The sequence below is a fragment of the Pseudomonas sp. HR96 genome (assembly GCF_034059295.1).
Taxonomy (GTDB): Bacteria; Pseudomonadota; Gammaproteobacteria; order Pseudomonadales; family Pseudomonadaceae; genus Aquipseudomonas.
The window spans coordinates 5,369,793-5,393,082 of record NZ_CP139141.1; the positions used below are offsets into that span (position 1 = coordinate 5,369,793).

Genomic DNA, 23,290 nt, shown 5'->3' on the forward strand with positions numbered 1-23,290 from the left:
GGGAGCAATTCATGGGTGGTTTTCTAGGGAATATCAGCGTCAATCGTAAACTGGGCACCGGTTTCGGGCTGGTGCTGTTGCTGACGTTGCTCATCACATTCACGGCATGGCACGCGCTCAGCAGCCTGCTCGACCGCGGTGACAAGATCGTATCGGTGTCATTGATTGCCGATGGCGCCCGCGACCTGCGCATCAATCGCCTGGATTACCAGGCCAGCGGCAAGAGCGAAGACGCCGACAAGGTGCGCGCCGCGCTCGATGCCTTGAAGCTCGCAATAGACGATGCGCGCGGACGCATGGTGGTCGCCGAAGATATCCATAACCTGGACCTGGCCAACACCGCCGTGGCCGACTACCGCACCGCCTTCGCCGCCCGTGACCTGACCCACATGAGTCAGCTGGGCGGGCAATTGCTGGACATCAGCCGCACCCTCACCGACGCGCAGAACCGCCGCCGCGATGCCGACGCCCTGAGCGCCAGGACCACCATCGCCGGCGCCGCCGTGCTGGCGCTGCTGGTGGGCATCGGCGCTGCCTGGGTGATCACCCGGCAGATCGTCGGGCCGTTGCGTGACACCATCCGCGTGGTCGAGCGCGTGGCCGAAGGCGACCTCAGCCAGGACCTCGCGGTCAACCGCCGTGACGAGTTGGGCCGCCTGCAGCAAAGTATGCAACGCATGACCCTGGGCCTGCGCGAACTGGTGGGTGGCATCCGCGACGGCGTCACGCAAATCGCCAGTGCGGCCGAGCAGTTGTCGGCGGTCACCGAGCAGACCAGCGCCGGGGTCAACGCGCAAAAGAGCGAGACGGACCTGGTGGCCACTGCCATGCACCAGATGAACGCCACGGTGCAGGAGGTGGCGCGCAATGCCGAAGAGGCCTCCGAGGCCGCCAGCGCGGCCGACCGCCAGGCCCGGGACGGCGATCGCGTGGTCGGCCAGGCAGTGGCGCAGATCGAACGCCTGGCCAGCGAGGTGGAGCACTCCACTCAGGCCATGAATGAGCTCAAGCGCGAAAGTGACAAGATCGGCGGGGTGCTCGACGTGATCAAGTCGGTGGCCCAGCAGACCAACCTGTTGGCGCTCAACGCCGCCATCGAGGCGGCGCGCGCGGGTGAGGCCGGGCGCGGCTTTGCCGTGGTCGCCGACGAAGTGCGCAGCTTGGCCCAGCGCACCCAGAAGTCCACCGAAGAGATCGAGGAATTGATCAGCGCCCTGCACACCGGCACCCAGCAGGTCGCCAGCGCCATGGACAACAGCCGCTCACTGACCGACAGCTCGGTGGAGTTGACGCGCAAGGCCGGCACCGCGCTGGAAAGCATCACCCGCACGGTGTCGACCATTCAGTCGATGAACCAGCAGATCGCCGCTGCTGCCGAAGAGCAGAGCGCCACGGCCGACGAGATCAACCGCAGCGTGATCAACGTGCGCGATATCTCCGACCAGACCTCGGCCGCCAGCGAAGAGACCGCCGCCTCGAGCGCCGAATTGGCGAGGTTGGGGGTACATCTGCAGGGTTTGGTAGGGAAATTCAGGGTCTAGTCGAAAAGCACACCGGCCTTGCGGCCTCCCACGGTCGATGTGGGAGGCCGCAAGGCCGACTCAAGCCTCAGGCGCTCTGCAGAGGCGTGGCAGAGCCCAGCACCACCGGCTGCAAGGGCAGCAGCGGCGCATGGGGATCGGCCGCGATCGACTGGCGCCAGGCGCCCAGCCACGACGCGTTCTGGCTGCTCCAGACCTGGTCATGCAGGCGCGACAGCGCCACCGGGTCGCTGAGCAGGTGCAGGCGGGTGCCGTTGTCGAGCTTCTCCGGCCCCTCGGCCAAGGCCTTGGCCACGCGCACTTCACGCATGTGTTCGACCGGCGTCGCCAGACCGTGGCGGGCGGTTGCCATGCCATAGGCCAGCGCGTTCTGCTGCGGGTCGACCACAGCGCGAACGAAGCCATCCTTCAGCGAATGCCAGCGGTTCTCGTGGGTGTACAGGTCGGTGGAGATCAACTCCTGCGGCGTGTCGTATTCCTCGGGAATCAGGAACAGCTTCTCGTCGCGCGCGGCCACACCCAGGTTGGTGCGGCTGGAAATCACCGACACCGGAATCGACAGCATCAAGGAGCCCACGATCGGCGTCAGCCACCACAGGAAGCTGGGGTTCAGCCAGATCACCAGCGCGGCCCAGGCCGCCCCCAGCAGGGTCTGCGAACCGTGACGCTTGACCGCCTCGGACCACGGCGTGGAGTCGTCGTCGCGCTGCGGCGAGTTCCAGGTCGCGGCCCAGCCAAGGAACGCGGCCAGCACGAAGCGGGTGTGGAACAGCATGCGCACCGGTGCCAACAGCATGGAGAACAGCATCTCCATGAGCATGGACAGGGTCACCTTGACCACACCGCCATACTGTTTCGCGCCCTTGGCCCAGATCAGGATGATGCTCAGCAACTTGGGCAGGAACAGCAGCACGATGGTGGTGGAGAACAGCGCCACCGCCTTGTCCGGGTGCCACTGCGGCCACAACGGGTACAACTGCCGGGGTTCCAGGAAGTAGGTCGGCTCCATCAAGGTATTGACCGCCAGCAACGCCGTCGACAACACCAGGAAGAAGAACCACAACGGCGCCGACAGGTAGCTCATGACCCCGGTCAGGAACACCGCACGGTGCACCGGGTGCATGCCCTTGACCAGGAACAGGCGGAAGTTCATCAGGTTGCCGTGGCACCAGCGACGGTCGCGCTTGAGCTCGTCGAGCAGGTTGGGCGGCAGTTCTTCATAGCTGCCCGGCAGGTCGTAGGCAATCCAAACGCCCCAGCCGGCCCGGCGCATCAGCGCCGCTTCGACGAAGTCGTGGGACAGAATGGCGCCGGCGAAGGCCCCTTTGCCCGGCAACGGCGCCAGGGCGCAGTGCTCGATGAACGGCTTCATGCGAATGATCGCGTTATGGCCCCAGTAGTGCGATTCGCCCAGCTGCCAGAAGTGCAGGCCGGCGGTGAACAGCGGGCCGTACACGCGGGTGGCGAACTGCTGCATGCGCGCATACAGAGTGTCCATGCCCGACGCTTTCGGCGCAGTCTGGATGATGCCGGCGTCTGGCGTGGCTTCCATCAGGCGCACCAGGCCGGTCAGGCATTCACCGCTCATCACGCTGTCGGCGTCGAGGACCACCATGTAGCGGTAATCGCCGCCCCAGCGACGGCAGAAGTCGTCGAGGTTGCCGCTCTTGCGCTTGACCCGGCGACGCCGACGGCGGTAGTGGATGTGGCCGAAACCACCAGCCTCCTTGCACACCTGCAGCCAGGCCTGTTGCTCGGCCACGGCGATGTCGGGGTCGTTGGTGTCGCTGAGCACGAAGAAGTCGAATTTGTCGAGGTCACCGGTGGCCTTGACCGACTCGAAGGTCGCCCGCAGGCCGGCGAACACGCGCGGCACGTCTTCGTTGCAGATCGGCATAACCAGTGCGGTGCGCGCCCCCGCCTCGATCGGCTCGTTGCCGGCGCTGGCCCCGGAGATGCGGTACTTGTCGTGGCCGGTGAGCAGTTCGAGAAAACCCATCAGAGCGGTCCAGAAACCCGCCGAAACCCAGCAGAACAGAATCCCGAAGAGAATCAGGATGCTGGTCTGCAGGAAGTACGGCAGCACCTGGGTGGCGGTCTGCAGGATCGGCTGCTGGACGACTTCGTCGAAGTCGACCATGCCCCAACCCTGGTACGGCATGATGCCTTTCATGTACCAGCCGGCGACGATGGTCTGGCCGAGCATCAGCACCAGCAGGATGTAACGGCGCATCGAACCGACCCAGCGCCAGCGCGCCTTGGGCAGGTCGCGCTTGTCGCTGGTCGGCTCGGGGGTCTGGCGCTTGCCGGTCAGGGCCCGCCAGCCGCGCACCAGCATGTTGGTGTGCCAGGGCTCGGGCACGACCTTGGTGCGGTTGATGGGCGGGGTGATCTTCAGCCGCACGCGGCCGCTGGCATCCACCGTAAGCATCTCGGCTTCGCGCAGCTCCTCGGCGCTGGACAGCGTCAGGCGCCGCCCCACCGAAGCCTGCACGCCGCCGGCGCCAGAGGAAGGCTCCAGGGCCAGGCGCTGGTGCAGCTCGGCGAACGAGGTGCACGAGGCCAGCTCCGCCCGCTGCTCATCGCTGAGCGGCAGGTGGGCCAGGTACTCGCTCAGCGATTCAGGCTGAGCCGGTTGTGCTTGAAAGTCACTCATCGGAAGGCAACTGGTAGCTCCAGGTTTCAGTCAGGACCTGCTGGGTCGTGACCGGTTCGGCCGGTGCCGGGGCTGCAGCCGGTGCAGGCTCGGTCACCGTGGCTTGGGCATCGGGCTTGTCATGCTTGACCGGTGCCTTGACCTTGGCGGTCTCGGCCTTGGCTTCCTTCACAGGCTCGGCGGGCTTGGCCGGCTCGGTGACGTCGCGCACCAGTGCGGCGCGCATTTCCACGGCCTGCTTGCTGTCCTTGACCTTGACCCGCAGGGTCAGGCGCCAGCCCTTGGTCTCTGGATTGTAGCGCAGGGTATTTTCCACGAGATCGGCGTTGTCGCCGGTGCTGACCTGGCTGCGCACGTCGGTGTCCTCGGGCAGCTTGGCCAGGGACGGACCTTCGAAGTCGATCAGGAAGGCCACGCTGCCGTCCGGTTGACGGATCAGGTTGGATTGCTTGACGTCACCGGTGGAACGCAGGGTCTGCTTGACCCAGCCGCTGTCCTGGCTGTGCAGGGCCGCTTCGTCCATGGTGAAGTGGATGCGGTAGTTGTGCTCCAGGGCTTCGCCCGGCTCCGGCATCTTTTCAGGGTTCCAGAAGGCCACGATGTTGTCGTTGGTTTCGTCGGCAGTGGGGATTTCCACCAGGTCGACGGTGCCCTTGCCCCAGTCGCCGCGCGGCTCGACCCAGGCGCTCGGGCGCTTGTCGTAGCGGTCGTCGAGGTCTTCGTAGCGGTCGAAGTCGCGGCCGCGCTGCAGCAGGCCGAAACCTTTCGGGTTTTCCACGGTGAAGTTGCTGACGGCGAGGTGTTTGGGGTTGTTCAGCGGCCGCCAGATCCACTCGTCATTGCCGGCGTGGATCGACAGGCCAGTGGAGTCGTGCAGCTCGTGACGGTAGTTGAGCACCTTGGACGGCTGGTTGGAGCCGAACAGGAACATGCTGGTCAGCGGGGCGATGCCCAGGCGGCTGACGTGGTCACGCAGGAATACTTTGGAGCTGACGTCCACCACGGCATCGCTGCCCGGGCGCAGGATCATCTTGTAGGCACCGGTGGAGCGCGGCGAATCGAGCAGCGCGTAGATCACCAGCTGCTTGTCGTCCGGGCCCGGACGCTCGATCCAGAATTCGCGGAACCGCGGGAATTCTTCGCCCGACGGCAAGGCGGTGTCGATCGCCAGGCCACGGGCCGACAGGCCGTAGACCTGGTTCTTGCCGATGACGCGGAAGTAGCTCGCGCCCAGCAGGGTCATGATCTCGTCCTGCTTGTCACCCTTGTTGATCGGGTAGAGCACGCGAAAACCCGCGTAGCCCAGTTGCTCGGTACTCTTGGGGTCGAACTGCAGGTCGCCGAAATCGAACCGCGCCGGGTCGTACTTGATTTCCTCGACGTTGTTGGCGGTGACTTCGTTGATTTTCACCGGCGTGTCGAAGTGCATGCCCTGGTGATAGAACGAAAGCTTGAACGGGGTCTTGTCGTCAGCCCATTCGGCCTTGTCGGCGCGGAAATGGATCTTCTGATAGTCCGCGAACTTCATGTCGCGGAACTCCTTGGGCAGGTTGCTTTTCGGAGCTTCGAACTTCTGCCCGGCGAGCTCTTTGGCGCGCGCCGCTACATCGTCCAGGTCAAACGCCCAAAGCTGACTGGCGCCGAACAGGCAGAACAATGCAGAACTTGCCAACAGTGCGCTACGCAACCGTCCAGCGGTCTTCCTTGGTGCATTACAGGGACTAACAATCACGAGCAACCCTCGCCGAAAACAGATCAAAAAACCAACGGCCAGCTATCGTTTGCCGGGTTGGCGAGCATTGTTCGGACTGCGAAAGGGCTCAATGATTCCCCTGACGTGGTCCGAGCAGGCTCTGGGTGGACAATTTTTGTACAAAACGCAGGTCAAAGAACGCTGATTTCCGTAGCGCGCGATTATCTAGCAGGCCGCGTAACAACGCATCAGGGACAGTGAAGTATTTATGCTACAAACAGGCTGTTTTTCCTGCAATTGCCGGATTTCGACCGTTGCACAGTCGCCACCTAGACCTGCAGGAGAAACGTCACCGGGCCATCGTTGGTCAGACTGACCTGCATGTCGTCGCCGAAGCGGCCCGTCGCAACTGTTTCGTGCAACAAGCGGGCCCGTTCCACCAGGTAGCTGAACATCTGCTCGCCGAGGGCCGGCGGCGCCGCCGTGGAAAAGCTCGGGCGCAGGCCGCTGCGGGTGTCGGCGGCCAGGGTGAACTGCGAAACCAGCAGCAGGCCCCCGCAGACATCCTTGAGCGAGAGGTTCATCTTGCCGGCGGCATCGCCGAATACGCGGTAGTCGAGCAGGCGCCGCAGCAACTTGTCGGCGCTCTCCTGGGTGTCCTGCGGCTCGACTGCCACCAGCACCAGCAAGCCCTGCTCGATGGCGCCGATCTGTTCCCCTGCTACCTCGACCTTCGCCTGACTGACACGTTGCAGCAGCGCCTTCATGCCTCCTCCAGAGGCAGGTCGAGCAGGCGGCGCGCCATCTGGTCGGCGGCGCGCACCAGCGCGTCGGTGATGCCCGGCTCGGAGGCCGCGTGGCCGGCGTCGCGAATCACCTGCAGTTCGCTGTTGGGCCAGTTCTGGTGCAATTCCCAGGCGTTGTCCAGCGGGCAGATGACGTCGTAGCGGCCGTGCACGATCACCGCTGGCAGGTGGGCGATGCGTGGCATGTCGCGAATCAGCTGGTCGGGCTCGAGGAAGGCATTGTTGACGAAGTAATGGCATTCGATGCGGGCGATCGACAGGGCGCGCTGCGGCTCGCTGAAACGGTCGACCACCAGCGGGTTGGGGCGCAACGTTGCGGTGCGGCCCTCCCAGGTGGACCAGGCCTTGGCCGCGTGCATCTGGGCGATCTGGTCAGGGCCGGTCAGGCGCTTGTGGAAGGCGCTGAGCAGGTCATCGCGCTCATCGGCCGGGATCGGCGCCAGGTAATCCTGCCAGTAGTCAGGGAACAGGCGGCTGGCGCCGGCCTGGTAGAACCATTCGATTTCCTGCGGGCGGCACAGGAAGATGCCGCGCAGGATCAGGCCATGCACGCGCTCGGGGTGGGCCTGGGCGTAGGCCAGCGACAGGGTCGAACCCCAGGAGCCGCCGAACAGCACCCATTTCTCGATGCCCAGATGCTCGCGGATGCGTTCGAGGTCGGCCACCAGGTGCCAGGTGGTGTTGTTCTCCAGGCTGGCATGGGGCGTGGAGCGACCGCAGCCACGCTGGTCGAAGGTAATAATTCGATACAGATTAGGGTCGAAATAGCGCCGGCTCTGAGCGTCGCAACCCGCTCCAGGGCCACCGTGAATGAACACCACCGGCAACCCTTCCGGGGACCCGCTCTCGTCGACGTACAGCACATGCGGCGCCTCTACGGCCAGATCGTGCCGGGCGTAGGGTTTGATCTGCGGGTACAAGGTCTGCATCACGCGCTCCGTAGGAATGGTCCAAATCTTGGCTGGAGCCATCATAAACCTGAATACAGGTTTGGCGCATTCCCCCTGTTAATCATGTGGATGTCCAATGGTCAGGCGTAACGCTCCTTACCCCAACCGACAAATGCCTCCAGCATCTGCCGAATGACCCGCTGGGTCGGCTCGGCCAGATCTTCGCGATAGTTGAAGGGCTCGAACTCTTCCATATACCGGCACTGCGCCAACTCCAGCTGCACGGCATGGATGTCACGCGCCGGGTCGCCGTAGTGGCGGGTGATGTGGCCGCCCTTGAAGCGCCCGTTGAGCACGTGGCTGTAGCCCTCGGCGGCGGTGCACACGGCTTCCAGGCGCGAAGCCACCTCCGGGTCGCAGCTGGCGCCGTTGAAAGTGCCCAGGTTGAAGTCCGGCAGCTGGCCTTCGAACAGGTGCGGCACCACCGAGCGAATCGAATGGGCATCCCACAACAATGCATAGCCGTGCTCGGCGCGCAGGCGCTCGAGCTCGCTGCGCAGTTGCTCGTGGTAAGGCGTCCAGACATTGCCCAGGTAGCGCGCGCGCTCCTCGCTGGACGGTTCCAGGCCCGGCTTGAACAACGGCACGCCGTCGAACAGGGTGGCGGGATAGAGTCCGGTGGTGGCGCCGGCGTACAGCGGCTTGTCGTCGGCAGGACGGTTCAGGTCGATGACGAAACGCGAGTAGTGCCCGGCCAGCACGCTGGCGCCCATGTCCCGGGCGAAGGCGTACAGCAGGGGAATGTGCCAGTCGGTATCCGGCAGGCCCAGCGCTTCGTCGACCAGACCGGCTTCCACCGCCGCAGTCAGCTCCAGGCCGGCGTGGGGGATGCTGATCAGCAACGGGATGCGCCCTTGGGTGAAGCTCAGAACGTTGTCCATGCGGTCTCCTTAAATACTGACGAGGGCGCCGTGGCGAACCACGCGCTTGTTCAACTCACCGCCCAGCCAGTAGGCGAGGTCGGCGGGCCGGTCGATGTCCCAGGCGACGAAGTCGGCATGCTTGCCGGCCTCCAGCGAACCGTGGCTGGCCTGCATGCCCAGCGCCGTGGCCGCGTGCAGGGTGACGCCGGCCAAGGCCTCTTCCGGAGTCATGCGAAACAGCGTGCAGGCCATGTTCATCATCAGCCGCAGCGACAAGGCCGGCGAGGTGCCGGGGTTGAGGTCGCTGGCGATGGCGATCTGCACGCCGTGCTTGCGCAGGGCCTCCATGGGCGGCAGCTGGGTCTCGCGCAGGAAGTAGAACGCGCCCGGCAGCAGCACGGCAACGGTGCCAGCGGCGGCCATGGCCTGGGCGTCGTCCTCGGTCATGAATTCCAGGTGATCGGCGGACAGCGCGTGGTAACGCGCCGCCAGCGTGGAACCGTGCAGCGAGGACAATTGCTCGGCATGCAGTTTCACCGGCAGGTCCAGGCCCTGCGCCACCTTGAACAGGCGCTCGACCTGCTCCGGGGAAAACGCCAGGTATTCGCAGAAGGCGTCCACCGCATCCACCAACCCTTCCTCGGCCAGCGCCGGCAGCATCTGCGTGCAGATGTGGTCGATGTAGGCGTCGGCCTGGCCGGCATATTCCGGCGGCAGCGCGTGGGCCGCCAGGCAGGTGGCGCGCACGGTCACTGGCAACTCCTCACCGAGGCGGCGGATGACCTGGAGCAGTTTGCGTTCGTTGGCCAGGTCCAGGCCGTAGCCGGACTTCATCTCCACCGTGGTCACGCCGTCGCGCAGCAGGCTGACCAGCCGGCGCCGGGCACTGGCGAACAGCTCATCGGCAGTGGCTGCGCGGGTGGCGCGCACGGTGCTGGCGATACCGCCACCGGCGGCGGCGATCTCGGCGTAGCTGACGCCTTGCAGGCGCTGCTCGAACTCGCCACTGCGGTTGCCGCCGAACACCGTGTGGGTGTGGCAGTCGATCAGCCCGGGCGTGACCCAGGCACCGCCGAGGTCGACTTGCGTGGCATCGGCAGGCGGTGCGGCGTGCGCCGCGCCGATCCACTCGATCAGAGGGCCGTCGGTGAGGATCGCGGCGTTCTCGATGATCGAGTAACGGCCGCCGACCATGCTCGCGGCGTGGCAGTTGTGCCATAGGGTTTTCATTGAACAGCCTCCCTCGATCAGAGCAAATTGGGGAACGTACGCGACAACAATGCCGCATCTTTCAAGATCGCCGCACTGGTGGCGATATCCGGCGCCAGCCAGCGGTCCTGGTCGTAAGGTGGCACGTGCAGGCGCATCAGCTGCCAGGCCGCCGTGGTACCGACGCCAAAGCCCTGCACCTTGAGAAATTCGAACGCCTGGGCGGCCAGCAGGTACTCGATGGCGAGGATCTGCGTGCAGTTCTCCAGCGCCCGGTGCAGCTTCAGCGAAGCGTTGGTGCCCATGCTCAGGTGGTCTTCCTGCAGACCCGAGGTGACGTAGTTGTCGACCACCGCCGGCTGCGCCAGCTGGCGGTTCTCTGCACACAAGGCAGCGGCCACGTACTGCACGATCATCATCCCCGAATTGACCCCCGGCTGGCTGACCAGGAAGGCCGGCAGGCCGCTGACCTGCGGGTTGATCAGGCGGTCCAGGCGCCGCTCGGCGATGGCGCCGATCTCGGCCACGGCGATCGCCAGCAGGTCGGCGGCGAACGCCACCGACTGGCCGTGCGGGTTGGCCTGGGAGACCACCCGGTAATCCTCCGGGGTGCCCAGCAGCAGCGGGTTGTCGGTGGCCGAGTTGAGCTCGGTCTCGATCTGCCGCGCGGCGTGGGCCAGTTGATCACGCGCCGCGCCATGCACCTGGGGTATCGAGCGGATGCTCAAGGCGTCCTGGGTGCGAATGCCGCGGCTGCTGTCGATCACTTCACTGCCGGCCAGCAGCGCACGCAGGTTCTCGCCGACCCGCTGCATGCCCGGGTGGGGCTTGAGCGCGATGATCTGCGGGTCGAAGGCGTCGATCTGCCCGCGCAGGGCCTCGAAGCTCATGGCGCCGATCACGTCGGCCCATTGGCTGAGGCGCTGCGCGTCGTCCAGGGCCAGGCAGCTGAGGCCGGTCATGCAGGGCGTACCGTTGACCAGGCAGAGGCCGTCCTTGGCGCCGACCTGCAGCGGCTGCAGGTGCGCCTCGGCCAGCGCCTGGCTGGCCGGCACCACCTGGCCGCGGTAGCTGACCATACCGACCCCGAGCAGGCCCACACCGATGTGCGCCATGTGCGTCAGGTAACCCACCGAGCCCTGCGACGGCACCTGCGGGGTGATGCCCAGGTTGAGGAAGGCCAGCAGGGCTTCGACCACGCGGCGGTGCAGGCCGGATTTGCCCTGGCTGAAGTTGACCACGGCCGCGCAGATGATCGCCCGGGTCTGTTCGTCGGTCAGCGGCTTGCCGACCCCGCAGGCATGGCTGAGCAGGGTGTTGCGCGACAGCTGGCTGAGCTGCTCGTCCTGCAGCGAGACGTTGCACAGCGCACCCAGCCCGGTGTTGACGCCATAGGCGCGCTCGCCGCTGACGACGATGCGCTGGACGATCGCCTGGGCGTTGTCGATGCGCGCCCAGGCCTGCGGCGACAGCTCAAGCACGGCGCCATGCCGGGCCACGGCCACCACGTCCTGCCAGCGCAACGGCGACTCGCCGATCACCACGTTCTGCACGAACACCATGTCTGCCTACCTCTTTGGCCCGCAGTGGGCACGTAGCGCGTGGCCACTAAAGCGTGGCCACCCGTCGCTGCACGAACCGATCGACATAGTCGTCGGCGGGTTGATGAATGATTTGTTTCGGGGTGCCAACCTGAATCAGCCGCCCGTCCTTGAGAATCGCAATGCGATTGCCCAGGCGCAGGGCCTCGTCGAGGTCGTGGGTAATGAACACGATGGTCTTGTGCAGGCTGGCCTGCAGTTCGAGCAACTGGTCCTGCATCTCGGCGCGGATCAACGGGTCGAGCGCGCTGAACGCCTCGTCCATTAGGATGATGTCGGTGTCGGCAGCCAGCGCCCGCGCCAGCCCGACGCGCTGGCGCATGCCGCCGGAAAGTTGTTCCGGCCAGGCCTGCTCGTAGCCCTTGAGGCCGACCTGCTCGACCCAATGCTGGGCGCGCTCGCGGCACAACTGCTTGCTCTCGCCGCGCACCTTGAGGCCATAGGCGACGTTCTCCAGCACGGTGCGATGGGGCAGCAGGCCGAAGCTCTGGAAGACCATGCTGATGCGGTGCCGGCGAAACTCGCGGAGCGCGTCCAGCGACAACCCGAGGATGTCCTGGCCGTCGATCAGCACCTGGCCGGCGGTCGGGTCGATCAGCCGGTTGAGATGGCGCACCAGGGTTGATTTGCCGGAACCCGAGAGGCCCATGATGACGAAGATCTCCCCCGCCTCCACCGCCAGCGACAGGTCGTTGACGCCGACCACGCAACCGGTCGCCGCCAGCACCTGCTCCTTGCTCTGGCCTTGCTGCAACAGCGCCAGCGCCTGCTCGGGCTGACGACCGAAGATTTTCGAAACGTTGCGCAGTTCGATGCGGCTCATGGCTGCACCCCGTGACGTGGGCGACCGTAGGCCTGGGTGATGCGGTCGATGACCACGGCGAGAATGACGATCGCCAGCCCGGCTTCCAGGCCGCGCCCGACGTTGAGGGTCTGGATGCCGATCAGCACGTCCTCGCCCAGCCCGCGGGCGCCGATCATCGAGGCAATCACCACCATCGACAGCGCCATCATGGTGGTCTGGTTGATCCCGGCCATGATGCTCGGCAGCGCCAGGGGCAATTGCACGCCGAACAACTGCTGCCAGCGGCTGGCGCCAAAGGCGTTGATCGCCTCCATCACTTCGCGATCGACCTGGCGGATGCCCAGGTCGGTCAGGCGTATCAGCGGCGGCGCGGCGTAGATCACCGTGGCGAAGATCGCCGGCACCTTGCCCAGGCCGAACAGCATCAGCACCGGAATCAGGTAGACGAAGCTGGGCAGCGTCTGCATCACGTCGAGCAGCGGCATCAGCACGGCGCGCAGGCGGTTGCTGCGCGCCGCGAGCATGCCCAGCGGAATGCCGATCAGCACCGAGATGAGCGTGGACACCAGCATCAGCGCAAGCGTCTGCATCAGCTTGTCCCACAGCCCCACCGCGCCCACCAGAAACAGCAGGCCGACGATCAGCAAGGTGCTGCCCAGCTTGCGCGTGGCATGCCAGGCGATCAGCCCGACGAGGATCAGCAACAGCCACCAGGGCGTCATGCGCAGCAGGCCTTCGAGCTGCACGATCAGCCACAGCATGCTGTCGGAGATTCGGCGAAACAGGTCGCCATAGCGGGTTACCAGCGCGTCCACCCAGGTGTTGATCGGGTTGGCCACGGAAAACGTCAGGCTCTCGGGAAACATAGGCGGCTCTCAGGCTCTGTAGGTCAAGTACAGAGCCTAGGACACCTGGCCGCAACCCATTGCTGCGCATCACGCGCTTCTCGCCCCGGGCAGGATCATCTGCGCCGGCACCGAGGCCTTGCGCCCGCGCGCCACCAGGTAATACAGCACTGCGGGAACGATCAGGCCGATGATCCACGAGATGTCGGTGTCGCCCAGGCTGGCCACCAGGGGCCCGGTGTAGAAATGCGTGGAAATGAACGGCATCTGCACCAGCACGCCAATGATGTACACAGCGATGCCGGCGAGGTTCCAGCGCCCGTAGCGGCCGTCGGGGTCCGACAGTGCCGGGATGTCGTAGCGCTCGCGGGTGATGCAGTAGTAGTCCACCAGATTGATCGCACTCCAGGGCGTGAAGAACGCCAGCAGGAACAGGATGAACGCCGAGAAGTCCTTGAGGAACGAGTCCTTGCCGAGCAGCGCCAGCAGCGTGGCCATCGCAACCATGGCGAGGATGTAGGCCATGCGCAGGCCTTGCGAGATATGCCGGTTGCCACGAAAGCCGCTGACGATGGTGGCGATCGACATGAAGCTGCCGTAGGCATTGAGCGTGGTGATGGTGACCTTGCCGAAGGCGATGCTGAAATACAGCAGCGCCGCGACCAGGCCGGTACCGCCCAGGCTGACGATGAAGGCCACCTCGTGGTGGGCGAACTGCGCGCCGGCCAGGGCGGCGGCGAATACACCGAAGACCATGGCCGCCTGGGCGCCGATCACCGAGCCCAGGCCCACCGCCCAGAACGTGCCGGCGGCAGGCGTGCTGCGCGGCAGGTAGCGCGAATAGTCGGCCACGTAGGGGCCAAAGGCGATCTGCCAGGACGCCGACAGGGAAATCGCCAGCAGGAAGCTGCTCAACGAGAAATGCTTGTTGCCCAGCAGCGCGGCGACGTCGTTGCCGGCCAGCAGGCGGTAGAACAGAAAGACGAAGGCGATCACCCCCAGCACGCTGGCAACCCGACCGATCAGATGGATGACCCGATAGCCGAACAGCGTCAGCACCACGATCAGTGCGGCGAAGACGACGATGCCCAGCCAGTCTTCGACATGCAGCAGTTGCGCCACCGCCTGGCCCGCCAGCAACGAGCCGCTGGCAGAGAAACCGATGTACATCAGGCACACCAGAAACAACGGGATCACTGCGCCGTACACACCGAACTGCACGCGGCTGGAAATCATCTGCGGCAAGCCCAACTGCGGGCCCTGGGCCGCGTGCAGAGCCATCACCGCGCCGCCGAGCAATTGCCCGAGCAGCAGGCCCACCAGTGACCAGAACACATCGCCGCCCAGCACCACGGCGAGGGCGCCGGTGACGATGGCGGTGATCTGCAGGTTGGCCCCCAGCCACAGGGTGAACTGACTGGACAGCCGGCCGTGGCGCTCGCTGTCGGGGATGTAGTCGATGGAACGGGTTTCGATCAGGGATTTGTTGGCAGCCATGGAGTTCTCACTGCTTTGACAGAAGCACAATCTCGCGGGCAAGGCCCGCGAGAGGCCGCAGGCCGATTACGGACTGCTCAATCAACCATCGGCAGGTTCAGGCCCTGCTCTTTCGCGCAATCGATAGCGATCTGGTAACCGGCATCGGCGTGGCGCATCACCCCGGTGGCCGGGTCGTTGTGCAGCACGCGGGCGATGCGCGCGGCGGCTTCGTCGCTGCCGTCGCAGACGATGACCATGCCCGAGTGCTGCGAGAAGCCCATGCCGACGCCACCACCGTGGTGCAGCGAGACCCAGGTCGCGCCGCTGGCGGTGTTGAGCAGGGCGTTGAGCAGCGGCCAGTCGGAAACGGCGTCGGAGCCGTCCTGCATGGCCTCGGTTTCGCGGTTGGGGCTGGCCACCGAGCCGGAATCCAGGTGGTCACGGCCGATCACCACCGGCGCCGACAACTCGCCGCTGCGCACCATCTCGTTGAATGCCAGGCCCAGCTTGGCGCGCTGGCCCAGGCCGACCCAGCAGATGCGCGCCGGCAGGCCCTGGAAGCTGATGCGCTCGCGGGCCATGTCCAGCCAATTGTGCAGGTGGGCGTCGTCGGCGATCAGCTCCTTGACCTTGGCGTCGGTCTTGTAGATATCTTCCGGGTTGCCCGACAGCGCCGCCCAGCGGAACGGCCCGACACCGCGGCAGAACAGCGGACGGATGTAGGCCGGGACGAAACCGGGGAAGTCGAAGGCATTGGCGACGCCTTCTTCCTTGGCCATCTGGCGAATGTTGTTGCCGTAGTCGAAGGTCGGGATGCCCTGCTTCTGGAAATCGAGCATGGCCTGCACGTGCACTGCCATCGACTGTTTGGCGGCCTTGACCACCGCGGCCGGCTCGGTCAGCGCGCGGGCGCGGTACTCTTCCCAGCTCCAGCCGGCCGGCAGGTAGCCGTTGAGCGGGTCGTGGGCGCTGGTCTGGTCGGTGACCATGTCCGGGCGCACGCCACGCTTGACCAGCTCGGGGAGAATCTCGGCGGCATTGCCGAGCAGGGCGATGGACACCGCCTTGCCTTCGCCGGTGTACTTGGCAATGCGCGCCAGGGCATCGTCGAGGTCGCTGGCTTGCTCGTCGACGTAGCGGCTGGCCAGGCGGAAGTCGATGCGGCTCTGCTGGCATTCGATGTTCAGCGAACTGGCGCCGGCCATGGCCGCCGCCAGTGGCTGTGCGCCGCCCATGCCGCCGAGGCCGGCGGTGAGCACCCACTTGCCGGTGAGGTCGCCGCCGAAGTGCTGGCGACCGGCCTCGACAAAGGTCTCATAGGTGCCCTGGACGATGCCCTGGCTGCCGATGTAGATCCAGCTGCCGGCGGTCATCTGGCCATACATGGCCAGGCCCTTGGCGTCGAGCTCGTTGAAGTGCTCCCAATTGGCCCAGTGCGGCACCAGGTTGGAGTTGGCAATCAGCACGCGCGGGGCATTGCTGTGGGTCTTGAACACGCCGACCGGCTTGCCCGACTGCACCAGCAGGGTCTCGTCGTCGTTCAGGTTGGTGAGGCTCTCGACGATCTTGTCGTAGCACTCCCAGTTGCGCGCGGCGCGGCCGATACCACCGTACACCACCAGTTCCTTGGGGTTCTCGGCCACTTCCGGGTCGAGGTTGTTCATCAGCATGCGCAGCGGCGCTTCGGTCAGCCAGCTCTTGGCGGTCAGCTGGGTGCCACGGGCGGCGCGGATTTCGACGTCGCGAAATTTTTCGGGGAATTTGTCAGGCGATTTATCAGACATGGAAGCTGGACTCCTTGGAGATTCGTACGCACACATATTTACTTGTATGTACAAGCATATGCAAGCTGAGGGCCAAGTTGTCGGATCAGGCTTGGGAGCCTTTGCAGCAGGGGTTCGAGAAGCGGTGCAGCGGTGTTACCGAGCACTGCCATCGCCCCGTTGCGGGGCGTTCGGTAACATTTTGGTGCAGCAAAAGCTCGCCAGCGTATGAGCTGTGGGTGAGTTCAGCGTCGCCGGGAGACCGCAGGCCGGCCTCCCCTTCTACACCCGTGAACTCAACTCGATCACACAACACCTTCCTGCCAGGTTCACCTTCAGCAGGCCCTGCTGATCATCGATCTGCAGGCTGTCGTAGATCCCCAGCGACTCGGCCGCAAAACCGGCAATGCGCACCTGCAAGTCATCACAGGCACTGAACACCAGCAAGGTTTCGGCCGAACTGAACAGGGTGGCCGGGACGATGCCGTCCAACCATTGCAGGCGTGCCTGGTAGCGCTGCGGCTGATAGATGAGGTTGAAGTCGCGAATGGTGCCACCCAACAGCGTGCAGTCGACATTGCTGTCGCCGCTGAAGGCCAGGGCGTCATAGGGCAGCAGGTCGCGGCTCAGCTTGCCGTCGATATTCAACTGCATGCCATCGCCCTGCAGCACGGTGATCACTCGCTGGTAACCGCTGAACGTCGAGAAGCCGCCGGATTCGGCAATGTCGGCGATCGACACCCGCCAGCCGAAGCCGTCCAGGCCGTGGCCGGCGTCGCGGGTAATCTCCTCGGTGCTGCCCCCGCCGTTCTTCCAAGGCATGCGCGGATAATGCGCCGCGCGCAGGATCTTCAATCGACTCATTTGCTGAAACGCCCCTCCAGGCGATGACGAGAACCGGGGTGGATCAGGCGCGCTGCCGTGACTGGCTGGCGACCCGACCAGGTGCGCCGGCGAATCAGCAGGCACGGCTCGCCCAAGGGAATCTGCAGCAGCTCGCACTCGTCCGGCTCGGCCAGAATGGCCTCGACCACATGCTCACCCTCAGTCAAGGGCGCCACCTGGGAAAGATAAGCATAGGGCGTCTGCCGGCTGAAATCCTGGCGCAGGTAGTCCGGGGCGACCAGCGCGTTGACGTAGCGGTCTTCGATCTGCACGGCGATGTCGTTCTCGTAGTGCACGATCACCGAATGGAACACTCGCTGGCCTTCGCGCATGTCCAGCGCCAGCGCGCGCTCGGAACCGGCCGCCTCCTCGCCCAGCAGCACCACCTTTGAGGTGTGCCGGTGCCCGCGCGAGGCGATCTCGTCGGCGATATTGTGCACCTCGAACAGCGCCGACTGGCTCTTGGGCTCGGCGACGAAGGTGCCCACACCTTGCATGCGCACCAGCAGCCCTTCGGCGGTCAGCTCGCGCAGGGCGCGGTTGATGGTCATGCGGCTGAACCCCAGCTGGTTGACCAGCTCGCTCTCCGACGGCACACGGTGGTGCGGCGGCCAGGTGCCGTTCTGGATCTGCTGGGCGATCATCAGTTTGACGCGCGCGTACAAAGGCGCCGGGCTGTCGCCCATCTGAGCGACCAGCGTGGAAACGGCAGGCGGAGTCGGCACGGGAATTCCCTGTTCTGGATCTGAAGGCTGATGAAGATGGCCATAGCTTGCCGGAGTTTACCGAGCAGGCAAACGTCTGTATATGTATATACAAATCTTCCTGATGAGGTGTCGATGATGGCCGCCTTCTTTGCCGAACGCGCTCTGCTGCCCAGCGGCTGGGCTGAAAATGTCCGATTGCAGGTGGAGGGCGGGCAGATCAGCGCGATCCAGGCCAACGCCAGCCCCACTGGCGCCGAGCGCCTGGCCGGGCCGCTGTTGCCAGGCATGCCCAACCTGCATTCGCACGCCTTCCAACGGGCCATGGCGGGCCTCGCCGAAGTAGCCGGCAACCCCAACGACAGCTTCTGGACCTGGCGCGACCTGATGTACCGCCTGGTGGGCAAGATCAGCCCCGAGCAGCTGGAAGTCATCGCCCGCCAGCTGTACATCGAGATGCTCAAGGCCGGCTACACCTCGGTGGCCGAATTCCATTACGTGCACCACGACCCCGCCGGCCAGCCCTACGCCGACCCCACCGAACTGGCTGCACGCATCAGCCAGGCCGCCGCCGGCAGCGGTATCGGCCTGACCCTGCTGCCCGTGCTGTACAGCCACGCAGGCTTCGGTGGCCAGGCGCCCAACGACGGCCAGCGCCGCTTCATCCACAGCACCGACAGCTACCTGGACCTGCACCAGCGCCTGGCGCCGCTGCTCGCCGCGCAACCGGCGCAGCGCCTGGGCCTGTGCTTTCACTCGCTGCGCGCGGTGACGCCGACACAGATCGAGCAGGTGCTGGCGGCGAGCGATCGCAGCAGCCCGATTCACATCCACATCGCCGAGCAGCAGAAGGAAGTCGATGACTGCCTGGCCTGGAGCGGTCGCCGCCCCATCCAGTGGCTGTACGAGAACACGGCCGTGGACGCGCGCTGGTGCCTGGTGCATGCGACCCACGCCAATCCCGAGGAAGTCGGCCTGATGGCGCGCAGCGGGGCAGTGGCCGGGCTATGCCTGACCACCGAGGCGAATTTGGGTGACGGCATCTTTCCGGCGGTGGATTTCATGGCCCAGGGCGGGCGCTGGGGTATTGGCTCCGACAGCCATGTTTCGCTGAGCGTGGTCGAGGAGCTGCGCTGGCTGGAGTATGGCCAGCGCCTGCGCGACCAGCGTCGCAACCGCCTGTATGGCGCCGAGCAACCCATGGTCGGGCGCACCCTGTTCGACGCCGCCCTGGCCGGTGGCGCCCAGGCGCTGGGCCAGCCGATCGGCAAGCTCGAGGTCGGCCAGCGCGCCGACTGGCTGGTGCTGGAGGGCAGCGACCCGTACATCGCCACGGCCAGCGGCGACGGTATCCTCAACCGCTGGCTGTTTGCCGGTGGCGACCGTCAGGTGCGCGATGTGATGGTCAATGGCAAGTGGGTTGTGGTCGAGGGGCGGCATGCCGGCGAGGCGCAGAGTGCGGCGGCGTTTACCCGGGTGTTGCGCGAGATGCTGGGCTGAAAGCTCGGGGGCTGTGCTCCCGAGCCGATGAACCACAACCTTAGCGCAACGTCTTGATCTGCTCGTCCTCGGCCCGCCAGATCAGGCGGCTGGTGTCGTAGCCTTGCTGCCGAGCCTTGGCCAGCAGCTCCTCGCGCACTTCGCGGGTGACCTTGGGCGTGCGCGACAGCAGCCACAGGTATTTGCGGTCAGGGTTGCCGACTACGGCGACGTTGTAGTCGCGGTCAATGTACAGCACCCAGTACGCGCCCTTGGCCACGCCCGGCAGCAGGCGCGAGAACCAGTTGTCGAACCGCACCCAGAGCTTGTCGGTCTTGCCCGGCACCTGCGGCGAAGCGGTGCCCGTGATCTCGTCCCACTGGCCATCGGCCTTGCGGCAGCGGTTGAGCACGGCCACATTGCCGTCGGGCTTGAGCCCGTAGTGGGCCTCGGACTGCGCGCAATTGCGCTGGAAGAACATCGGCAGTCGCGCCAGCTCGTACCAGGTGCCCTGGTAACGCTGGAGGTCGACCTGGCCAACGGTGTTGGGCGGCTCCAGCTCGCCGCTGTGGCGGGTGGCGCACGCGGCCAGCAACAAGCCACCGGCGGCAACGGTCAGCAGGGCAATCGTGGATTTACGCATAAGCAACGATCCTTGGCAGAGCAATTAAGGGCAGGCGCGCAAGGCGCACAATGCAGGTTAGAAGATCATTCGCGCGGGGGGTTCAACCCGATGGCCCGCAACCACCCCGCGAACACCCTGCACCTGCCTCGCAACCACCTGTCAGCTGCGCGCCCGCTGCGGCTAAGCATTTGCCTGCGGCTGCCGACACAGGTTGGCGCTCCAGCCCGGCTTCTGGCAGATTGCACGCCCTCCAAGAACAAGTCCTTCGCAGAACGATGCTCTAAATGACCAAGAACCTGAAATTCAGCCACAAGATTCTGCTCGCCGCCGCCTTGATCGTCGCGGTGGCGTTCACCTGTTTCGTCCTGTTCAACGACTATCGTCAGCGCGAGACGCTGCGCGCCAGCACCGAAGCCTCGATGCGCGAGCTCGGCAGCCTGACCACGCGCAACATCCAGACCTGGCTCGACGGTCGTATCCAGCTGCTGGAGTCGCTGGCCCAGCAGGTGGGTGCCGACGGCAACGCCAACCTGCCGCGCGACGTCGGCCTGCCGGCCTATACCGGCAACTTCCAGCTGACCTATTTTGGCGGCCAGGACGGCGTGATGTTCTCGGTGCCAGCGGGCAACCGCCCAGCCGACTACGACCCGCGCGCCCGCGGCTGGTTCAAGGCGGCCAATGCCGCGCAGCAGACCATCGTCACCGAACCCTATGTCGCAGCCTCCTCCGGCAAGCTGGTGGTGACCGTGGCCAGCCCGGTGCGCCATGACGGCCAGTTCATCGGCGTGGCCGGTGCCGACATCGACCTGTCGAGCATCAGCGCGACCATCAACTCGCTGAACTTCGGCGGCCATGGCCTTGCCTTCCTGGTCAGCCGCGAGGGCAAGATCCTCGTCCACCCCACCAGCGCCCTGCAACTCAAGACCCTGAACGACGCCTATCCGGGCGGGGCACCGAGCATCGGCAGCGGCCTGCGTGAAGTGCAGGTCGACGGCAAGCGCCAGTTCATCACCTTCACCCACGTCGACGGCGTGCCTTCGGCCGACTGGTATGTGGCGCTGGTGCTCGACCAGGACGCCGCCTTCGCCATGCTTGGCGAGTTCCGCACCTCGGCTGCCGTGGCCACGGTCATCGCCGTGGTGGTGATCATCGCCCTGCTCGGCCTGCTGATCCGCCTGCTGATGGAGCCGCTGCATGTGATGGGCCGCGCCATGCGCGACATCGCCGAAGGCGAAGGCGACCTGACCCGGCGCCTGGAGATCCACGGCCAGGACGAGTTCGGCACCCTGGGCATGTCCTTCAACCGCTTCGTCGAGCGTATCCACGAATCGATTCGCGAGGTGGCGTCCACCAGCGGCCAGGTCAACGAGGTGGCGCTGCGTGTGGTCGCCGCCTCCAACTCGTCGATGATCAACTCCGACCAGCAGGCCAGCCGCACCAGCAGCGTGGCTGCGGCCATCAACCAATTGGGCGCCGCCGCCCAGGAAATCGCCCAGAACGCCGCGCTGGCCTCGCAGCACTCCAGCGATGCGCGCAGCCAGGCCGAGGAAGGCCAGCAGGTGGTCAACCAGACCATCGAGGTGATGGGCCAGTTGTCACGCAAGATCAGCGACTCGTGCGCCAACATCGAGGAACTGAACGCCAACACGGTGAACATCGGGCAGATTCTCGAAGTGATCACCAGCATTTCCCAGCAGACCAACCTGCTGGCGCTCAACGCGGCCATCGAAGCGGCCCGTGCCGGCGAGGCCGGGCGCGGCTTCGCGGTGGTCGCCGACGAGGTGCGCAACCTCGCCCATCGCACCCAGGACTCGGCCCAGCAGGTGCAGAAGATCATCGAGCAGCTGCAGGTCGGCGCCCAGCAGGCGGTGGGCATCATGGTCGAAAGCCAGAGCCAGAGCGAACACAGCGTCGGCATCGCCAACCAGGCCGGCGAGCGCCTGAGCGGCGTGACCCAGCGCATCGGCGAGATCGACGGCATGAACCAGTCGGTGGCCACCGCCACGGAAGAACAGACCTCGGTGGTGGAGTCGATCAACGTCGACATCACCGAGATCAATACGCTGAATCAGGAAGGCGTGGAAAACCTGCAGGCGACCTTGCGCGCCTGCGCCGACCTTGAGCAGCAGGTCGGGCGGTTGAAGGGCTTGGTGGGCAGCTTCCGGATCTGATTCCAGGCCTCTAAAAAAAGCTCGGGGGCTCTGCCCCCTCCCACGGTCGATGTGGGAGGGGGCAGAGCCCCCGAGCATTTCCGGGCCAGCCCGCAAGATCTTACTGGTGATAGCCCGTCACGCGATCAACCTCTTCCTTGGAACCCAGGAACACCGCCACGCGCTGGTGCAGGCCTTCGGGCTGGATGTCGAGGATGCGCTGGTGGCCGTCGGTGGACTTGCCGCCGGCCTGTTCCACCAGGAACGACATCGGGTTGGCTTCGTACATCAGGCGCAGCTTGCCCGGCTTGGATGGATCGCGACCGTCGCGCGGGTACATGAACAGCCCGCCGCGGGTCAGGATACGGTGCACGTCGGCCACCATCGCCGCCACCCAGCGCATGTTGAAGTCTTTCTTCAGCGGGCCTTCCTTGCCGGCCATCAGCTCGTCGACATAGCGCTTCACCGGTTCTTCCCAGTGGCGCTGGTTGGACATGTTGACGGCGAATTCCTGGGTGCTGGCTGGAATCGAGATGTCTTCGTGGGTCAGCACGAAACTGCCCATTTCGCGGTCCAGGGTGAAGCCGCGCACGCCGTTGCCGAGGGTCAGCACCAGCATGGTCTGCGGGCCGTAGATAGCATAACCGGCAGCGACCTGCTCGGTGCCTGGCTGCAGGAAGGCCTTCTCGTTGAGCGGCTCGTTCTGGGTCAGGTATTCGTTGGGGCAACGCAGCACCGAGAAGATGGTGCCGACCGGGGCGTTGATGTCGATGTTCGACGAGCCGTCCAGCGGGTCGAATACCAGCAGGTAGGCGCCTTTGGGGTACTTGCCGGGGATCTGGTAGGCGTTGTCCATTTCTTCGGACGCCATGCCGGCCAGGGTGCCGCCCCACTCGTTGGCTTCCAGCAGGATGTCGTTGGACATGACGTCCAGCTTCTTCTGCACTTCGCCCTGCACGTTCTCGGTGCCCATGCTGCCTAGCACGCCGCCCAGGGCGCCTTTGGACACAGCGTGGCTGATCTCTTTGCAAGCGCGCGCCACCACTTCGATGAGGAAGCGCAGATCGGCAGGCGTGTTGTTGCTGCGGGTCTGCTCGATCAAATAGCGACTCAGGGTAACGCGGGACATGGGCGACTCCGGATACAAGAGGGGGAGGGAAAACCCGCGCAGTCTACAGACTGGGCGGATAGCTGACGAGTCAAAGACCAAAGCATAGCGCCACTACGCAAGCAGGG

General features: G+C 65.4%; 18 protein-coding genes and 1 pseudogene. 4 read left to right on the top strand and 15 right to left on the bottom strand.

The window, feature by feature from the left end:
* Positions 1-11: 11 nt before the first annotated feature.
* Positions 12-1,541, top strand: coding sequence for a methyl-accepting chemotaxis protein (locus tag SFA35_RS24025; RefSeq protein ID WP_320573425.1), 1,530 nt, complete (start codon positions 12-14; stop codon positions 1,539-1,541).
* 67 nt (positions 1,542-1,608) lie between these two features.
* Here SFA35_RS24025 and mdoH read toward each other — a convergent pair whose 3' ends face one another.
* From mdoH to hutC, 13 genes are all read right to left on the bottom strand, one after another.
* A complete protein-coding gene (gene mdoH / locus SFA35_RS24030) occupies positions 1,609-4,197 on the bottom strand; it encodes a glucans biosynthesis glucosyltransferase MdoH (RefSeq protein WP_320573427.1) in 2,589 nt (862 codons plus the stop codon).
* The gene (locus SFA35_RS24035) at positions 4,190-5,929 is read right to left on the bottom strand and encodes a glucan biosynthesis protein G (RefSeq protein WP_320573429.1); all 1,740 of its coding nucleotides are present in this window, start codon (positions 5,927-5,929) and stop codon (positions 4,190-4,192) included. Before SFA35_RS24035 ends, mdoH begins: the two co-directional genes overlap by 8 nt.
* 290 nt (positions 5,930-6,219) lie before the next feature.
* Positions 6,220-6,657 carry a D-aminoacyl-tRNA deacylase gene (gene dtd / locus SFA35_RS24040; protein WP_320573432.1) on the bottom strand — a complete coding sequence of 146 codons (438 nt, stop codon included), beginning with the start codon at positions 6,655-6,657 and terminating at the stop codon, positions 6,220-6,222.
* Positions 6,654-7,625, bottom strand: coding sequence for a prolyl aminopeptidase (gene pip / locus SFA35_RS24045; protein ID WP_320573433.1), 972 nt, complete (start codon positions 7,623-7,625; stop codon positions 6,654-6,656). Before pip ends, dtd begins: the two co-directional genes overlap by 4 nt.
* A 101-nt stretch (positions 7,626-7,726) precedes the next feature.
* The gene (gene hutG / locus SFA35_RS24050; protein ID WP_320573435.1) at positions 7,727-8,527 is read right to left on the bottom strand and encodes an N-formylglutamate deformylase; all 801 of its coding nucleotides are present in this window, start codon (positions 8,525-8,527) and stop codon (positions 7,727-7,729) included.
* 9 nt (positions 8,528-8,536) lie between these two features.
* On the bottom strand, positions 8,537-9,739 hold the full coding sequence (gene hutI, locus SFA35_RS24055) for an imidazolonepropionase (protein ID WP_320573437.1): 1,203 nt from the start codon (positions 9,737-9,739) through the stop codon (positions 8,537-8,539).
* A gap of 17 nt (positions 9,740-9,756) precedes the next feature.
* A complete protein-coding gene (gene hutH / locus SFA35_RS24060) occupies positions 9,757-11,280 on the bottom strand; it encodes a histidine ammonia-lyase (RefSeq protein WP_320573439.1) in 1,524 nt (507 codons plus the stop codon).
* Positions 11,281-11,326: 46 nt separating this feature from the next.
* Positions 11,327-12,142, bottom strand: a complete 816-nt coding sequence (locus SFA35_RS24065; RefSeq protein WP_320573441.1) for a glycine betaine/L-proline ABC transporter ATP-binding protein — start codon at positions 12,140-12,142, stop codon at positions 11,327-11,329.
* Complete coding sequence (locus tag SFA35_RS24070) at positions 12,139-12,990, bottom strand: proline/glycine betaine ABC transporter permease (RefSeq protein WP_320573443.1); 852 nt, start codon at positions 12,988-12,990, stop codon at positions 12,139-12,141. Before SFA35_RS24070 ends, SFA35_RS24065 begins: the two co-directional genes overlap by 4 nt.
* Positions 12,991-13,059: 69 nt before the next feature.
* Positions 13,060-14,466 carry a cytosine permease gene (locus tag SFA35_RS24075; RefSeq protein WP_320573444.1) on the bottom strand — a complete coding sequence of 469 codons (1,407 nt, stop codon included), beginning with the start codon at positions 14,464-14,466 and terminating at the stop codon, positions 13,060-13,062.
* Positions 14,467-14,543: 77 nt separating this feature from the next.
* Complete coding sequence (gene hutU / locus SFA35_RS24080) at positions 14,544-16,232, bottom strand: urocanate hydratase (protein WP_320573445.1); 1,689 nt, start codon at positions 16,230-16,232, stop codon at positions 14,544-14,546.
* 261 nt (positions 16,233-16,493) lie between these two features.
* Complete coding sequence (locus SFA35_RS24085; protein WP_320573448.1) at positions 16,494-17,075, bottom strand: HutD family protein; 582 nt, start codon at positions 17,073-17,075, stop codon at positions 16,494-16,496.
* Entirely contained in the window at positions 17,072-17,782 is a 711-nt protein-coding gene (gene hutC, locus SFA35_RS24090; RefSeq protein ID WP_320579201.1) for a histidine utilization repressor, read from the bottom strand. The genes SFA35_RS24085 and hutC overlap by 4 nt, the downstream gene beginning before the upstream one ends.
* A gap of 156 nt (positions 17,783-17,938) precedes the next feature.
* On the opposite strand from hutC, the gene SFA35_RS24095 reads away from it, so the two are divergent.
* Positions 17,939-19,300, top strand: a complete 1,362-nt coding sequence (locus SFA35_RS24095) for a formimidoylglutamate deiminase (RefSeq protein ID WP_320573450.1) — start codon at positions 17,939-17,941, stop codon at positions 19,298-19,300.
* 40 nt (positions 19,301-19,340) lie between these two features.
* On the opposite strand, the gene SFA35_RS24100 is transcribed toward SFA35_RS24095, so the two are convergent.
* Positions 19,341-19,922 (bottom strand): lipocalin family protein, encoded by a 582-nt coding sequence (locus SFA35_RS24100; RefSeq protein WP_320573451.1) that lies wholly within the window; start codon positions 19,920-19,922, stop codon positions 19,341-19,343.
* A 401-nt stretch (positions 19,923-20,323) separates the two neighbouring features.
* Between SFA35_RS24100 and SFA35_RS26850 the strand changes: the two are divergent.
* Positions 20,324-21,172: pseudogene (locus SFA35_RS26850) on the top strand (cache domain-containing protein); the annotation flags it as partial.
* Between the two features lie 138 nt (positions 21,173-21,310).
* A complete protein-coding gene (locus SFA35_RS26855) occupies positions 21,311-22,075 on the top strand; it encodes a methyl-accepting chemotaxis protein (protein ID WP_414058564.1) in 765 nt (254 codons plus the stop codon).
* A 100-nt stretch (positions 22,076-22,175) separates the two neighbouring features.
* Here the strand turns inward: SFA35_RS26855 and SFA35_RS24110 are convergent, their stop codons facing one another.
* The gene (locus SFA35_RS24110; RefSeq protein WP_320573455.1) at positions 22,176-23,183 is read right to left on the bottom strand and encodes a class 1 fructose-bisphosphatase; all 1,008 of its coding nucleotides are present in this window, start codon (positions 23,181-23,183) and stop codon (positions 22,176-22,178) included.
* Positions 23,184-23,290 lie beyond the last annotated feature (107 nt).

Bases quoted from the DNA above. Each gene is read 5' to 3' on its own strand.
- SFA35_RS24025 (WP_320573425.1), top strand. From the start codon at position 12: ATGGGTGGTTTTCTAGGGAATATCAGCGTCAATCGTAAACTGGGCACC.
- SFA35_RS24065 (WP_320573441.1), bottom strand. From the start codon at position 12,142: ATGAGCCGCATCGAACTGCGCAACGTTTCGAAAATCTTCGGTCGTCAG.
- SFA35_RS24075 (WP_320573444.1), bottom strand. From the start codon at position 14,466: ATGGCTGCCAACAAATCCCTGATCGAAACCCGTTCCATCGACTACATC.
- hutI (WP_320573437.1), bottom strand. From the start codon at position 9,739: ATGAAAACCCTATGGCACAACTGCCACGCCGCGAGCATGGTCGGCGGC.
- pip (WP_320573433.1), bottom strand. From the start codon at position 7,625: ATGCAGACCTTGTACCCGCAGATCAAACCCTACGCCCGGCACGATCTG.
- SFA35_RS24100 (WP_320573451.1), bottom strand. From the start codon at position 19,922: ATGCGTAAATCCACGATTGCCCTGCTGACCGTTGCCGCCGGTGGCTTG.
- hutU (WP_320573445.1), bottom strand. From the start codon at position 16,232: ATGTCTGATAAATCGCCTGACAAATTCCCCGAAAAATTTCGCGACGTC.
- SFA35_RS24070 (WP_320573443.1), bottom strand. From the start codon at position 12,990: ATGTTTCCCGAGAGCCTGACGTTTTCCGTGGCCAACCCGATCAACACC.
- SFA35_RS24110 (WP_320573455.1), bottom strand. From the start codon at position 23,183: ATGTCCCGCGTTACCCTGAGTCGCTATTTGATCGAGCAGACCCGCAGC.
- mdoH (WP_320573427.1), bottom strand. From the start codon at position 4,197: ATGAGTGACTTTCAAGCACAACCGGCTCAGCCTGAATCGCTGAGCGAG.
- SFA35_RS24095 (WP_320573450.1), top strand. From the start codon at position 17,939: ATGGCCGCCTTCTTTGCCGAACGCGCTCTGCTGCCCAGCGGCTGGGCT.
- hutC (WP_320579201.1), bottom strand. From the start codon at position 17,782: ATGGGCGACAGCCCGGCGCCTTTGTACGCGCGCGTCAAACTGATGATC.
- SFA35_RS26855 (WP_414058564.1), top strand. From the start codon at position 21,311: ATGATCAACTCCGACCAGCAGGCCAGCCGCACCAGCAGCGTGGCTGCG.
- hutG (WP_320573435.1), bottom strand. From the start codon at position 8,527: ATGGACAACGTTCTGAGCTTCACCCAAGGGCGCATCCCGTTGCTGATC.
- hutH (WP_320573439.1), bottom strand. From the start codon at position 11,280: ATGGTGTTCGTGCAGAACGTGGTGATCGGCGAGTCGCCGTTGCGCTGG.
- SFA35_RS24085 (WP_320573448.1), bottom strand. From the start codon at position 17,075: ATGAGTCGATTGAAGATCCTGCGCGCGGCGCATTATCCGCGCATGCCT.
- dtd (WP_320573432.1), bottom strand. From the start codon at position 6,657: ATGAAGGCGCTGCTGCAACGTGTCAGTCAGGCGAAGGTCGAGGTAGCA.